Consider the following 15366-nt stretch of genomic DNA (forward strand, 5'->3'; position numbering starts at 1 on the left):
AAATTATGTCTGAAAAATTAGAAAAACCAAATTTTTGGTATGCTGATTGGTCATTTCCAATTTTTGTTGGATTGCTAGCAGCAGGAGTATTTGCTGGAACACACATGTATTATGTTTATGGAGTCGGTGCCTTTAACGAAGTTGCCATAGTTGCCATGTTAAAAGCGGGAATGGATGGCGGTTCTTATGGAGCAGCTGCAGCCTTTGGAGCAAGTTTCTTATTTGCTCGTATTTTAGAAGGCTCATTAGTTGGGATTTTAGATTTAGGTGGAGCAATTTTAACAGGGATAGGAATTGGAATTCCAGCTATTTTCTTGAGCATGGGAATGGTTGCTCCTGTTGAAAACTTTGCATTAGCAATTGTAACTGGACTAATCTTAGGTTTATTGGTTGGTGGAGTGATTATCTTAATCCGTAAATTCACAATCAATCAATCAAACTCAACTTTTGGTGCGGATGTTATGATGGGAGCTGGAAATGCTTCTGGGCGTTTCTTAGGACCTTTAATTATTTTAAGTGCTTGTGGCGCTTCTATTCCAATTGGGATTGGAGCAACAATCGGCGCAGTTATCTTTTATTTATGGAAAAAACCAATTGCAGGTGGAGCTATTTTAGGGGCAATGATTTTAGGAGCTATTTTCCCAATTGCATTAACCTAACATATATAGAAGGGTGATAAACTGTAGATAGTGCAGATTAAATTAGTAATAAGTGCAAAAAAAACCAAGAATCCGTTTACAACTAAAGATTATAATGTTATATTGAACTTGTATTTAAAAACATTATATTTTTAGGGGGAAAAAAGTTGGATAAATTTGTTGATATTTTGGAGTCAAAAGTTTTACCAGTAGCAACGAAAATCGGTTCTCAGCGCCATATGACGGCGATTAGAAAAGGAATCATTGCTACTATGCCACTAACTATTGTTGGATCGTTTTTTACTATTTTATTAAATCTACCAATTGAATCACTTGCACTTATGATTGAACCGTACAAAGCTATTTTAGATGTTCCGTTTCGCTTTACTGTTGGTATTTTATCTTTATATGCTACATTTGGGATTGCCTCTTCTTTAGCTAAAAGCTATAAGTTAGACAGCTTAACGAGTGGAATATTGGCAGTATTAGCCTTTTTGGTTGCAACGGTGGTTCCCGTTCAAGTTGTAGATCCTATTGATGGTGTGATTACAGCTGGCCGTTATATTAATATCGCTTCACTAAGCTCTGCTTCTTTATTCGGTGCAATTGTCACATCCATTATCTCGGTTGAAATTTATCGTTTTATGAAAGAAAAAAATATAACAGTCAAAATGCCAGATGGCGTGCCGCCAGAAGTATCGAATTCCTTTATCGCTTTGTTGCCAGCAGCAGTTATCTTGATTCTTTTCTGGGTGATTCGTCATATGCTTGGATTTGATATTAGTAGTGCACTAAGTACAGTCTTAATGCCATTAAAAAATACATTAGCTGGTAATAGTTTGTTTGGTGGATTGCTTACAGTCTTCTTAATTACTTTTTTCTGGGTTTTAGGAATTCATGGTCCAGCAATTATGGGACCTGTTATCCGTCCATTTTGGGATATTTCAATTGCTGAAAATACAGATGCTTTTGTGGCAGGTGTTGATGCGAACCATTTACCAAATATTTTTACAGAACAATTTTTACAATGGTTTGTTTGGATTGGTGGAGCTGGAACAACGTTAGCGTTAGTTGTTTTATTCCTTTTTTCTAAATCAGAATACTTGAAGAGTTTAGGTCGTTTATCCTTCTTACCGGGTTTATTCAATATCAATGAACCGATTATTTTTGGAGCACCGATTGTAATGAACCCAATTTTAGGGATTCCATTTATCGTAGCTCCATTAGTTACCACCACACTTTCCTATTTCTTAACCGTTACAGGAGTTGTACCCATGATGATGGCACGTTTACCCTTTACCGTTATTTCGCCAATTGCTGCTTGGATGAGTACCAATTGGAGTATTATGGCTGGAGTTTTAGTTGTGATTAACTTCTTTATCGCTTTAGCTATCTACTATCCGTTCTTTAAAGTTTTTGAAAAACAACAAATTGATCGTGAATTAGAAGCAAAAGCGGCTGAAGCTACAGAATAGCAAGTAGAAAAGTTAAACAACTACTAGAAAGGATAAGAGAGGTTAGAGCAATTTAGCTAACCTCTTTGGTGCCATAAAATGTTAAATATCAGTTATTTCGTGGGATTCATTCTCTATTTTATATTCTGTCAATACGTGGTTGAAAAAGAAAAACTGCCTAAAAAACTGTTACAATTAGGAGCCTTTAAAATCATGTTATATGGCATTTTGGCAATCTTAGCCAGTGTCGTGATTGGTCTTCTGTTGCATATTGCAGTATTATTAGTAACGACAGTAACGTTATTTGTAGCTAGCGTCATTGCAGCTAAATTTCGTAAGGTATTTACAAAAATGGAAGCGGGGAAAAAAGTATGATGAGAAGATTAGGCGTTTCAATTTATCCAGATCATAGTGATGTGAAAACAGATGAAGAGTATTTAACTAAAGCAGCTAAATATGGTTTTTCAAGAATATTTATGAGTATGCTAGAAGTGACAGAAGGCAAAGAAGCTGTTGCAGAAAAATTTACTCACATTATCCAATTTGGTAAGAACTTAGGCTTTGAAGTCATGTTAGATATTGCACCGACTATTTTTGATGATTTAGGGATATCTTATGATGATCTAGCCTTTTTCCATCAATTAGGTGCGGATGGGATTCGTTTAGATGTCGGTTTTGATGGGAATAAAGAAGCGATGATTTCTTTTAACCCTTACAATATGATTATTGAGTTAAACATGAGTAATGATGTCGCTTATTTAGATAATATTTTAACCTACCAAGCCAATCGTCCATTTTTATATGGGTGTCATAATTTTTATCCACAAAATGGAACGGCCTTACCTTTTGATTTCTTTATGAAATGCAATGAGCGTTTTAAAAAGCAAGGGTTAAGAACAGCAGCATTTATCAATTCCCAAGTTGGGGAAATTGGACCGTGGGATATTAATGACGGCTTACCAACATTAGAAATGCACCGCAATTTACCTATTGAGGTTCAAGCGAAGCATTTATTTGCAACTAATCAGATTGATGATGTGATTATTGGAAATGCATATGCATCAGATGCTGAATTAATGGCTTTATCTAAAGTCAATCGTTACCAAGTAGAATTAGCAGTTGAGTTTGTTTCAGATGCTAATCCAGTTGAAAAAGAAATTGTTACAACAGTACAACATTTTAGACGTGGCGATATCACTTCACAAGTAGTACGCTCTACCGAAGTTCGTAAACGATTTAAAGCAGAAGCCAATCCAGCTCATGATAATATTCACGAATTCAAACGTGGTGATATTGTTATTGGAAATGACGGCTTTGGAAAATATAAAAATGAATTACAAGTGGTGCTAGAGTCTCATACAGATGAGCGGAAAAATTTAGTTGGAACAGTCACTGAAGCTGAAAAAATCTTATTAGACTTTATCTATCCATGGAGTAAATTTAAATTCGAAGAAAAGTGAGGAATCTCCAATGATAGATCTATATATTAAAAATGGCAAAACCGTCGCCGGAACTAAAATTGACATTGCAATTAACGATGGAAAAATTGTGGAGGTTGCTGAAACCTTAAACATCTCAAATGCAGCAAAAACAATTGATTTGATGGGCGAATCTTACGTTTCAGCAGGTTGGATTGATGACCATGTTCATTGTTTCGAAAAGATGACATTGTACTATGATTATCCTGATGAAATTGGCGTTAAAAAAGGTGTCACAACGGTGATTGATGCAGGCACAACGGGTGCTGAAAATATTGGCGATTTTTATTCACTAGCAGAAAAAGCTGAAACCAATGTTTTTGCTTTAGTTAATATTTCCAAATGGGGAATTGTTGAGCAAGATGAATTGGCCGATTTAAAGAAAATCAAAGAAGACTTGATTGCTGCTGCTATTGATAAATATCCAGATTTTATTGTTGGAATGAAAGCTCGGATGAGTAAAACGGTCGTTGGCGATAATGATATCATTCCGTTAGAACTGGCGAAAAAAATGCAACGAGCGAACCAGCTACCTTTAATGGTGCATATCGGTTCTGCCCCACCCAGGCTAGATCAAGTCTTGGATCAGTTGGAACAGGGGGATATTGTCACTCATTGTTATAATGGCAAACATAATGGCATTTTAGATTCTTCAGGCAAGATTAAAGACTTTGTTTGGGATGCCTATCGTCGTGGTGTAATTTTTGATATTGGTCACGGCACAGATAGTTTTAATTTTAAGGTAGCAGAAACAGCGAAAGCAGCCGGATTGATCTGTGAAACGATTAGTACAGATATTTATCATCGTAACCGCGAAGCTGGGCCCGTCTATGATTTAGCAACCACGCTAGAAAAAATGTTAGTCTTAGGTTATTCTTTAGAAGAGATCATTCCGATGATTACTAAAAATCCAGCGGCAGCTTTTAAATTGACAGGTAAAGGTCAATTAGAAATTGGGTTTGATGGCGATGTGACGATATTTAAAATGCAGAATGGCGTTAAGGAATTAACCGATTCTAATGGTTTTACTCGGGAAATTAGAGAACAAATTCATCCAACCTATGCAATTGTTGGTGGAAAAGTTCATGAATTAGCTTAAGTCTGAGGAACTTTTTTGGCAAAAGCCTAGAAGGAGGGAAAAATTTGGATTTATATAAAAAATATGACTTAAAAGAAGTTATCAATGCTAGTGGGAAAATGACTATTTTAGGAGTATCTAAAGTGTCAGAAGAAGTTTTAGCTGCGCAAAAGTTTGGTGGACAACATTTTTTTGAAATGTCAGAACTTACCTTGAAAACTGGGAAAGCAATTGCACAGTTAATTGGTGCAGAAGACGCGATTGTCGTTTCTTCCGCTTCCGCTGGAATTGCTCAATCAGTCGCCGCTTTTATCGGCGCTGGTGACAACTACCATGCCTATCATCCTTTTACAAATAGGATTAAAAAACGTGAGATTATCTTACCTAAAGGCCATAATGTTGATTATGGAACACCAGTTGAAGTGATGGTAGAATTAGGTGGTGGTGAGGTTATTGAGGCTGGATATGCCAATATGTGTACGCCAGAGCATCTAGCAATGATGGTAACTGAAAATACTGCCGCAATTTTGTATATTAAGAGTCATCATACGGTTCAAAAAAGTATGTTAACAGTTAGCGAAGCAGCAAAAGTAGCAGCAGAGCACCAATTGCCATTAATTGTTGATGCCGCAGCTGAAGAAGATTTAGTGAAGTATCTAGACGAAGGTGCTGACCTTGTCATTTACAGTGGGGCAAAAGCTTTAGAAGGACCAAGTTCAGGTTTAGTGATTGGGAATCGTCAATTTATTGACTGGGTTCGTCTACAAGGCAAAGGGATTGGACGTGCAATGAAAGTTGGCAAAGAAAATATTCTAGGCTTAACAGCCGCAATTGAACAGTATGTTGCTGAAGGCAGTGAGTCTGGTGAGGCTATGAAAACACGTCTAGCTCCGTTTTTAACGGATTTAAATCAAGTGCCACACATAGTTGCTAGCTGTGAACAAGATGCCGCTGGAAGAGAAATCTATCGTGCTAAAATAACAATTGCGGATTCAGCACCATTAACGGCTAAAGAAGTAGTTGTTGGATTAAAGCAAGGCAATCCAGCGATTTATACGCGTGATTATCGTGCGAATAATGGAATTATTGAATTTGATATTCGTGCTGTAAATAAAGCAGAGATGGAAAAAATAGTCTCAGCACTTCAAACGTTACTAGGGTAACGACATAGACATAAGAGTGAAAAGCGATAGCATAGCTTCATTAATTAAAAAGAGAAGAGGAATTTCCAATGAAAAAAACACCCAATTATTTAGAAGATAGAATTTGTCTAAATGTTTTAGCAAATTCAGTTCAAAACGCAATTGATTGTTATAAAGCTGCTGACAAACATGTCGTTTTAGGCGTTTTATCAAAAAATTATCCAACAGACGAAGAAGCTATTCGTGATATGGAATTGTATCAAGCCGCTACAGAAAATGCGTTATCTGTTGGTTTAGGTGCTGGAGATCCAAATCAAAGTCAAATGGTTAGTCGTATTTCAGCTAAATTGCAACCACAACATATTAATCAAGTTTTTACTGGTGTTGGCGCGAGCCGTGCTTTGGTTGGACAAGATGATACGATTGTGAATGGACTTGTATCTCCAACGGGTAAAGTTGGATTGGTTAATATTGCTACTGGTCCTTTAAGTAGTCAAGAACCAGCTGGTGAAGTTTCGATTGAGACAGCCATTGCACTATTAAAAGATATGGGTGGAAGTTCAATTAAATTCTTCAATATGAAAGGTTTAGCTCATATTGAAGAGTATAAAGCTGTTGCTAAAGCTTGTGCAGAAAATGATTTCTATCTTGAGCCAACAGGTGGAATCGATTTAGAAAACTTTGAAGAAATCGTTCAAATCGCAGTTGACGCAGGCGTTAAAAAAATTATTCCTCATGTATATAGCTCTATTATTGATCCTGAAACTGGCGATACGCGTCCAGAGGATGTCAAAACATTGTTAAGTTTAATCAAAAAAACGTTAGCTTAATTCGTACAAATCATAAAAGTTCATCCCTGTTTAGTCTGTTTTTTTGAAGCAGATTAAACGGGGTTTGGTGCTTTTTTAGATGAAAGGGAGTTTAAGTCGAAAATGAATATTTTAGCCTTTGGTGAAGTGATGATGCGTTTAACACCGCCACACTATAAATTAATTGAACAAACTGATACAGTTGATTTATCTTTCACTGGAAGTGGAGTCAATTTACTTAGCAGCTTGGCTCATTTTGGGTATGAGACAACTTTACTAACAACTTTGCCAGCGAATCAAGTTGGACGCGCAGCGGCGGGTAGTTTACGGAAACTAGGCATTCGAGATTATCTAATTGGTTATCAAGGCAATCATATAGGCCTTTACTTTTTAGAAATGGGCTATGGCAATCGCCCCGCTGAGGTGACGTATTTAAATCGCTTAGCTAGCTCTTTTGGAGAAAGTACGATAGTGGATTATGATTTAGATAAAGCCCTTAACCATGCTAAAATTGTCCATATTTGTGGTATTGCTTTAATGCTTTCTGAGGGTACAAGGGAAGTAGCTTTCGCCTTAGCAGAAAAAGCGCATCAGTTGGGGAAAAAAGTTTGTTTTGATTTCAATTATCGCCCAAGCTTAAACGAAGCCAATGGCCATGAGTGGGTTAAAGCGCAATTTGAACGAATATTGCCACATTGTGACCTAGTTATTGGTGGAATTCGTGATTTAGTCGAGCTGTTAGATCTACCTGATGCGTTGGCAACAGCGACTGAAATTGAACGACTGGAAGAAGTCAGTCTCAGGTTTATTAAAAAGTATGAGATTCGAGATTTTGCTGGTACAATCCGTGAAAAAGAGGGCAAGAATCTTGGTATTCGAGGTTTCTTACGCCGAAATGAGCAATTTTCCGTTAGTTCAGTTTTTGATTTAGCAATTTACGATCGAATTGGCACAGGAGATGCCTATGGTGCTGGGATTATTACTGGTTTAATTGAAGAGTGGGATAGTCAAAAAACGGTCACCTTTGCGACGAGTAATGCCGTATTAACCCATACAACATTTGGTGATAGTCCGCTTGTACGTAAAGAAATTGTGGAAGGTTTTAGCCAGGGAATATTAGGCGATGTCATTCGCTAAAAAATAAAAAAATTTACCTAAGAAGTTAGCATATATTCTTATTAGGTAAATTTTTTTAGATTTCTTTAAATCTTCATAGTTCCTAATTTATTTATTCAAATTTATCAGGTATGATGAATTTAAAGTGAGAAATCAGGAACTGAAATGGGGGGACTATTTTGTTACGCTTATTAGTAGTGGAAGATGACGAACGATTGTCTGCAAATATTATTGAAATGACGGAAGACTTTTTAAAAGGGGATCAAGCATATGATGGAGCAGACGGTCTTTATCAGGCAGAACAAAATATCTATGATGTGATTATATTAGATTTAATGATGCCTGAGATGAATGGGTATGAAGTATTAAAAGAGCTGCGGAGGCGTAAAGTTGAAACACCTGTGTTAATTTTAACAGCCAAAGATGGCTTAGATGATAAGATTCAAGGATTTGAAGTCGGCGCAGATGATTATTTAGTAAAGCCATTTCATCGTGAAGAATTAATTATGCGTCTGAAAGCATTGCTAAAACGCAATCATAGTGGGTTTATGGAAAATCAAATTAACCATCAGGAATTAGTTTTAAATCTACAAAATAAAACAGCGAAGATTGGCGAACAAATTCTTGTGTTAAACGGCAAAGAATTTGATTTATTAGAATACTTTATTCAAAATCCAGAAATGATTGTGACGAAAGAACAAATTTTTGATCGTATCTGGGGCTTTGATTCTGAAACATCCTTAAGTGTTGTAGAAGTCTATATGAGTAATTTACGCAAAAAGCTAAAACCTTATGGATATGACGAAGGGATTAAAACCTTGAGAAATGTTGGCTATATGCTAACAGCTGTGACGAGCGTATGAAAAATAAAATTGAGAAAAAACAACAACGTCGCTTTTTTATATACAATATGGTTGCCTTTGCTTTAATCTTTATCGCTTTTGGTTTTATTATCTTTTTTCAAGTGCAAACGTCACTCTATTCTAGAGTGGATGAAGATTTATTAAAGCAGGCTGAACTACGTGGTTCATTTGAACCAAATGGTGCATTTAGCGGAGCACCACCAGGGGAGTTATCACGGCTACCAGATAAAGATGTAACACTAAAAGGTCAAGGGCGTTTTGTCCCGATTGAATGGGACAGCGAAGGGAATATTTTAAATAAAGAAGCGATTGGGACTCAACTTTATGATGAGTTAAGCACTGGTTTTAAGCTAGCTACATCGAAGTTAGAGACAGTTCACTCTGTTACTCTGGATAGTGGAAGTTCTTTTCGTTATGTCGTTTATAAAGCTCCCAGTTCAAATAGTAGTGACGTAACGTATCTACAGTTTATTAGTCGTGTAGATGCTGAAAAACAATTAGCTGAAAATTTTGGACGCATTCTAATTATTTGTTCCATCGGATCTTGGATACTGTCTATTTTTGCTAGTTATTACCTTTCACAAAAAGCCATGAGTCCAGTTTTAGCCTCTTGGCGCAAGCAGACAGAATTTGTTGCCAATGCTTCCCATGAACTACGAACGCCATTAACCATCATTCAAAATAAGCTAGAACTTTTATTAACCAAACCAAACGATCGGATTATTGATCAAATGGAGCCCATTGCTCTATCTCTTAGTGAGATTAGGCATTTAAGTAAAATGACAAGTGACTTATTATTGTTGTCTCGTGCAGATTCTAATGCGACTGTATTATCAGAAGAAATGGTGGATTTAAATCGCTTTGTGACAGAAGTGATAGCCCCCTATAAAGAAATTGCAGAGAGCAAAGAAATGACAATTTGGACTCAATTAGATAGCAATCGTGTCAGTAAAATCGACCCAATCAGAATTCAACAATTGTTGGTTATCCTGTTAGATAATAGTTTAAAGTATAGTCAAGCAGGTGATAGTATCGGAATTACGACAGAAGTTAAAGACCATTATTGGATTGTTGAAGTTCGTGATACTGGCCAAGGAATTGCAGAAGAAAATCGAGAAAAAGTTTTTGAACGATTTTATCGTGAAGAAAAATCAAGAAATCGAGAGACTGGTGGAACTGGATTAGGATTAGCCATTGCTAAATGGATTGTTGATTTACACAAAGGAAAAATTGAGATTTTGGACAATCTACCTAAAGGAACGATCTTCAGAGTGAAAATACCAATTAAGTAAAATGTGTAAAACTTAAAAAGTTATCCACTAGTTTTTGGGGATAACTTTTGAAATCGGTGTATATCCTTTTAAATATGAATTAGAAAAAGGTGTTATTCATTTTTTTTAACAGGTTATGCACAATAGCGGTGGATAACCCTGTGGATATAAAGTGTTTTTATCCACAAGTTGTGGGTAACTATGAAAAAGACTTAAAAAACAGGTAAAATTATTAAAGAATAGATAAGTCTGTGGACAAGCTTATGCTTGGACTAAAATAAAGGAGTATAATGGTAGTAGTTTAATGAAAGGGATGAACCATTTTGAGTCAAGAAAAAATATCGTTAGTTGATACAGGAATCTATATACTCAAAAAGAAAATCAAAGGAGAAAATAAATTAAAGCCTAGAAACCCACTTCCAGCTGAAACAATTGATGTAAAAAAACTGGATTTAGCAACAGACCAAGTTTTTTGGTTAGGGCACTCGGCAGCGCTCCTTATTTTAAATCAAAAAGTCATTTTGTTAGATCCGATGTTAGGCAAACATGCCTCTCCATTACCTATTGCTTACCCACGTTTTGAGGGACAGCGACCATTAGATTTAGCAGAATTTGAATGGATTGATTTGGTTTTATTCACTCACAATCATTATGATCATTTAGACAAATCGAGTATTTTAAAAATAAAAAATAAAGTTGAATTATTTTTAGTCCCTGTAGGAATGAAAAATACCCTAGTTCGTTGGGGAATAGCTCCTAAAAGAGTCAAAGAGATTTCTTGGAATCAAGACGTTTTACTTGATGAATTAACCATTACAGCAACTCCAACGCAACATTCTACAGGTCGCGGCTTATTTGATCAAAATAAAAGCCAAGCTAACTCTTGGGTTTTGAAAAGTCCAAAAACCAGCTTATTTCTTTCTGGAGATAGTTCTTATGCAGACCATTTTAAGGAAATCGGGAACCAGTATGGACCTTTTGATTTAGCTTTAATGGAGTGCGGTCAATATAATCCAAAATGGAAAGAGTCCCATATGTTTCCTGATGAAACAGTTTCAGCAGTAATCGATAGCCAAGCTAAGAAATTTATACCAATTCACTGGGCAGGTTTTGCACTATCTTTCCATCCTTGGCAAGAACCCGTTGAAAAAGCGAGCCAAGAAGCAGTTAAACAAGGTATTCAAATGGATACACCAATGATTGGACAACAATATAAAATTCATGCAGAAAATGTCACGAATAAATGGTGGCGAAAAGTAGATTAATAAAAGAAAGTTGGTGCTATAATGGATGGAAGTGAAGCTCTAAATTATTTAATAGAGAAAACCAAAAATTGGCCGGAAATGGTGATTTTTGTCAATTGGGGAATGGATTCAAACACACGAGAAGTAACATTGGTAGCTGCCTATAGTCATTTGATAACAGAAAAAGCTAGCTTTTTAAAAGATGGAACGGAACAAGGCATTCAAGGAACGTTCTTTGCCTTAACAGAAAAAATATTTTCCAAAAAAAGATTAAATCAATGGTTAGAAGAGATACATTTAGAAAAAGCAGATGCTAGAGGTTAAGGACATTTCTTGTTCTTAACCTTTTTTATTTCTTTAATCAAGGCTCAATGTTTATACTTTTAAATATCTCTTGTATTTAAATTGAGTTCTTGTAATAATAAAGATAAGAAATACATCAAAAATCAATTTAGTTAAAATTCAGACAAACTAGTTTCAAGAAAGGTATATGTTTAAATGACTAGCTGGGAAATATTAGAAATTGAACAAACAAATGACAAAAAAGCAATAAAAAAAGCATATGCAAAAAAGTTGAAAAAAATGAATAGAGAAGAAGATGTTGCTAGCTTTCAAGAACTAAAAGAAGCATTTGATCGAGCGATTAATTGGACAAAAAATCAAAAAGAAGAGAACACTAACTATATAAAAAAAGAAGCTTTATACAATAATGATGCTGATAGTATGGAATATAAATTATCAGCTGAAAACCAAAAAGAATTATCTGAGTGGATTGATAGTAAAAAAGCTTATTGGTTTGATTTTAATTTAAATTCTAGTCAAAATAACGTAATCAAAAATAATTTAGTTACTCAATTAAGTGAATTCATATTGATGAAAGGCTTAACTAAATGGCTATTTATGAGTGGGGATCAAAAAGAAATTCTTCTTTCAAAGCAATTGGAGAAGCTAATTTTTCAATCAGAAGAAGTAGTGGATGAAGTGCAACTAGAATTAGTCTACTATGAGGTTAATAAATTATATGGTGATTTTAAACGTCGTATTAAACTAGAAAACTGGGAAAAACTTTTTGAAAATAAAATTATTCGATTGACTAAAGACTATGAAGAGCAACAAGCATTTTTTACTGATTTTTTACTAACGAACTATTATTATTTACCTCAACCCGTTGTTAGTTTTTTATGGAAGACTTTTTACTTAGAAGAATATACAAGTATTTCCATGAAAAGTTACAGTCATGGGGAAATAACTGATAGAATAGAGCAAATAAAAAAATTGCCGAACTTTTCATTTGACCTTCTTATTGATTTAGAAGAAAAAGTTCGACAAAAATTTCTAGAAGCAAGATTAGTTGCTTATTTCTATATAGAAAAGGGGCAATTTGTATTAGGAGAGAGAAAGATTTCAGAAGCACAACGTTACTTTGATTCCGATCCTGAACTTCTTTTAATGAAAACTTATTTTCAGATTAAAGATAGTAAAAATGGATATGTGTGGTTAATAAAATTTATGGCTTATTTACCAACTATTTTAATTTTAAATAAAATTATTAAACTAGATCCAACGAATCCAGTAGCCCGAATTTATCGTGCTTATTTCAAAACTTCTCTTAAATTTACCGTGAATAAAGAAGATCTTACTTATCTAAACGTAGCAGAAGAATGTGACTTTTTTGAAAAAAATTATATTTTAGGTTGGTTAGCAGTTGAAAGACATTCTTATCAAGAAGCATATGATTGGTTGCTAAATCTGGATGATTACCGAGAAGCATATAGTCGAAAAAGAATAACAAAAGCGATTAGAAAATTGAAAAAACAAGAACAGAGCAAAACAAAAAAGAATAGATATAAACAAGAATTACGTTTTTACTCGCTCATTTCTTTTCTGCCTCTTTATTTAAAAAGAAAGCCATTAGTAAAATTAGTGTGCGTGTTTTTATATTTCTATCTGATTGGAGCAGTCGTTTTAACAGGAACATTAGCTAGCTTCTTTCTGTATTGTATTCTCTGTTTACTAGGTATAAGTATGTTCTCATACCCTATCCGCAATCGTTATGTTAGAAGAATGCATGAGTACTATAAACAAAATGCACCCAATTTTTATAAAAATCAATCATAACTAAAAAACGACTTGGCTATTTTTAGTCAAGTCGTTTTTCATTATCTAATTTGACCTTCACCAAAAATAATATATTTTGTTGAAGTAAGTTCTGTTAGTCCCATTGGTCCTCTGGCATGAAGTTTTTGTGTACTGATGCCAATTTCGGCACCAAAACCAAACTCAAAACCGTCTGTAAAGCGTGTCGAAGCATTGATATAAACAGCAGCCGAATCAATTTCACGATGAAATTGTTGACCATGGAAATAGTTATCTGTGACAATCGCTTCTGAATGACCCGTACTATAATGATTAATATGTTGAATCGCTTCATCAAGAGAATCAACTACCTTAACAGCTAAAATAAAATCAGAAAATTCAGTTTCCCAATCACTTTCAGTAGCAGGAATAGCTGTTTCTAAAAGAGCTAATGCTCGTTCATCGGCACGTAATTCGACATTATATTCGACTAAAGCTTTTTCAATCACTGGTAAAAATTCAGCCGCTACAGCTTCATGAATCACCAAAGTTTCCAAAGCGTTACAAACAGAAGGGCGAGTGCATTTTCCATTCACAATAATATCCGTTGCCATTTTTAACTGAGCAGCAGAATCTACATATACATGGCAGTTTCCGGTTCCTGTTTCAATCACAGGAACGGTTGCTGTTTCTAAAACCGTTTGAATTAGACGAGCACCGCCGCGTGGAATTAAGACATCTAGATATCGATTTAGGCGCATCAATTCACGAGCAGTTTCCCTAGAGGTATCTGTCACTAATTGAATTGCTGCTGGTGGGAAAGCAGTAGTTGCTAAAGCATCTTGTAAGATTGTTACTAAGATTTGGTTGGAGTGAATCGCTTCTTTACCACCTCGCAAAATAACAGCATTGCCAGATTTAAAGCAAAGTGCACCAGCATCCGTTGTCACATTAGGACGAGATTCATAAATAATCCCAATCACTCCTAAAGGCACTCTTTGTTGGCCAATCATTAAACCAGCTTCATTTTTCCACATGCCATTAACTTCACCGATTGGATCAGGTAATTCAGCAATTTCTAAAATACCGTCTGCCATGTCTTGAATGCGTTCTTTAGTTAAAAGGAGACGATCAATCATCGGTTCAGGAATCCCATTTGCCTGAGCTTGTTCGATATCCCAATGGTTTGCTGCAATAATTTCAGCGCTATGCGCCAGTAAAGCTGCGCTCATTGTTCTTAAAGCTGCATTTTTTTCTTGTGTACTGGCTTGTGCTTGATAACGAGAAGCTTTTTTAGCTTGCTCTCCAAGCTGAATTAATGTGTCCATTCAATCACTCCTTTTCCTATTTTTCATTCAAAGTTAATCAGGATTTCTTAGCTTTTCTTTTTCAAAAAATGTGTTCCAATGTTTTCACCATGCATAATCTCAAAAATAATAGTCGGTTCAGCACCGTTTGCTAAAATCATTTGGCTATCTTGGTTTAAGACGTGTTCTGCAGCATTTAATTTTGTAATCATTCCGCCTGTTCCGAATTTTGATCCGTTTCCACCAGCAAGTGACAGCAAGTCAGCTGTGATTTCGTTAATCTCAGAAAACAAGCAGGCATCTTGATGGACAGTCGGGTTCTTATCGTAAAAACCATCTATATCGGATAACATAATCAATAAATCAGCTTGTGTTAACTCGGTTACTAATGCTGAAAGGCTATCATTGTCACCAAATTTTGTTTGATGCTCTAACTCATCTACTGCAACCGTATCATTCTCATTAACAATCGGAATAATATCCATTGCTAGTAATTGATTAAAGGTATTGGTAACATTGGTACGACTTTCTGGAAATTCAATGACATCTCGCGTCAGCAATACTTGCCCGACAACTTGGCTGTAATTATTAAAAAAGTTACTATAGAGACTCATTAATTCACTTTGCCCAACGGCAGCAACAGCTTGTTGTTGGGGAATAGTAGTTGGCCGCTCCGTTAATTTTAAACGGTGGCAACCAACCCCAATTGCTCCAGAAGAAACTAAAATAACTTCTTTTCCTTGATTTTTTAAATCAGTTAAAACAAAAGCTAATTTTTCAATGCGTTGTAAATTAATCGCGCCAGTCGGGTACATTAACGTACTGGTTCCAACCTTAATCACAATTCTTTTTAGTGTATTTAAATGAGCTCGGCTCAGTTCAACCATGAT

The 15366-nt window shown here is 35.4% G+C and carries 15 protein-coding genes; 13 read left to right on the forward strand and 2 right to left on the reverse strand.

What is annotated here, in order from left to right:
* Positions 1-5: 5 nt before the first annotated feature.
* The 13 genes from BR77_RS13775 to BR77_RS13830 all read left to right on the forward strand — a co-directional run bounded on the left by BR77_RS13775 (position 6) and on the right by BR77_RS13830 (position 13211).
* Entirely contained in the window at positions 6-659 is a 654-nt protein-coding gene (locus tag BR77_RS13775; RefSeq protein ID WP_015077430.1) for a DUF4310 family protein, read from the forward strand.
* A 146-nt stretch (positions 660-805) separates the two neighbouring features.
* On the forward strand, positions 806-2113 hold the full coding sequence (locus tag BR77_RS13780; RefSeq protein WP_016356614.1) for a PTS sugar transporter subunit IIC: 1308 nt from the start codon (positions 806-808) through the stop codon (positions 2111-2113).
* A 78-nt stretch (positions 2114-2191) separates the two neighbouring features.
* A complete protein-coding gene (locus BR77_RS19155) occupies positions 2192-2467 on the forward strand; it encodes a hypothetical protein (protein WP_135027798.1) in 276 nt (91 codons plus the stop codon).
* Positions 2464-3552, forward strand: a complete 1089-nt coding sequence (locus BR77_RS13785) for a DUF871 domain-containing protein (protein WP_015077426.1) — start codon at positions 2464-2466, stop codon at positions 3550-3552. Before BR77_RS19155 ends, BR77_RS13785 begins: the two co-directional genes overlap by 4 nt.
* A 10-nt stretch (positions 3553-3562) precedes the next feature.
* Complete coding sequence (locus tag BR77_RS13790) at positions 3563-4669, forward strand: amidohydrolase/deacetylase family metallohydrolase (RefSeq protein WP_015077425.1); 1107 nt, start codon at positions 3563-3565, stop codon at positions 4667-4669.
* Positions 4670-4713: 44 nt separating this feature from the next.
* Complete coding sequence (locus tag BR77_RS13795; protein ID WP_015077424.1) at positions 4714-5811, forward strand: DgaE family pyridoxal phosphate-dependent ammonia lyase; 1098 nt, start codon at positions 4714-4716, stop codon at positions 5809-5811.
* Positions 5812-5879: 68 nt separating this feature from the next.
* The gene (dagF, locus tag BR77_RS13800) at positions 5880-6620 is read left to right on the forward strand and encodes a 2-dehydro-3-deoxy-phosphogluconate aldolase (RefSeq protein WP_010054550.1); all 741 of its coding nucleotides are present in this window, start codon (positions 5880-5882) and stop codon (positions 6618-6620) included.
* 102 nt (positions 6621-6722) lie between these two features.
* Positions 6723-7736 carry a sugar kinase gene (locus BR77_RS13805; protein ID WP_015077423.1) on the forward strand — a complete coding sequence of 338 codons (1014 nt, stop codon included), beginning with the start codon at positions 6723-6725 and terminating at the stop codon, positions 7734-7736.
* 158 nt (positions 7737-7894) lie between these two features.
* Complete coding sequence (locus BR77_RS13810; protein WP_015077422.1) at positions 7895-8578, forward strand: response regulator transcription factor; 684 nt, start codon at positions 7895-7897, stop codon at positions 8576-8578.
* Positions 8575-9870: a sensor histidine kinase gene (locus BR77_RS13815; RefSeq protein ID WP_015077421.1), complete on the forward strand. Its 1296-nt coding sequence runs from the start codon at positions 8575-8577 to the stop codon at positions 9868-9870. Before BR77_RS13810 ends, BR77_RS13815 begins: the two co-directional genes overlap by 4 nt.
* Before the next feature lie 302 nt (positions 9871-10172).
* Positions 10173-11114 carry an MBL fold metallo-hydrolase gene (locus tag BR77_RS13820; RefSeq protein WP_016356613.1) on the forward strand — a complete coding sequence of 314 codons (942 nt, stop codon included), beginning with the start codon at positions 10173-10175 and terminating at the stop codon, positions 11112-11114.
* A 21-nt stretch (positions 11115-11135) separates the two neighbouring features.
* The gene (locus BR77_RS13825; RefSeq protein ID WP_015077418.1) at positions 11136-11417 is read left to right on the forward strand and encodes a hypothetical protein; all 282 of its coding nucleotides are present in this window, start codon (positions 11136-11138) and stop codon (positions 11415-11417) included.
* A gap of 174 nt (positions 11418-11591) precedes the next feature.
* The gene (locus BR77_RS13830; RefSeq protein ID WP_035065386.1) at positions 11592-13211 is read left to right on the forward strand and encodes a hypothetical protein; all 1620 of its coding nucleotides are present in this window, start codon (positions 11592-11594) and stop codon (positions 13209-13211) included.
* A gap of 41 nt (positions 13212-13252) precedes the next feature.
* Here the strand turns inward: BR77_RS13830 and BR77_RS13835 are convergent, their stop codons facing one another.
* Both BR77_RS13835 and proB read right to left on the reverse strand, forming a co-directional pair.
* A complete protein-coding gene (locus tag BR77_RS13835; RefSeq protein ID WP_015077416.1) occupies positions 13253-14497 on the reverse strand; it encodes a glutamate-5-semialdehyde dehydrogenase in 1245 nt (414 codons plus the stop codon).
* A gap of 47 nt (positions 14498-14544) precedes the next feature.
* A complete protein-coding gene (gene proB, locus BR77_RS13840; RefSeq protein WP_010054559.1) occupies positions 14545-15363 on the reverse strand; it encodes a glutamate 5-kinase in 819 nt (272 codons plus the stop codon).
* Positions 15364-15366: the final 3 nt, after the last annotated feature.

The organism is Carnobacterium maltaromaticum DSM 20342, assembly GCF_000744945.1.
Lineage (GTDB): Bacteria > Bacillota > Bacilli > Lactobacillales > Carnobacteriaceae > Carnobacterium > Carnobacterium maltaromaticum.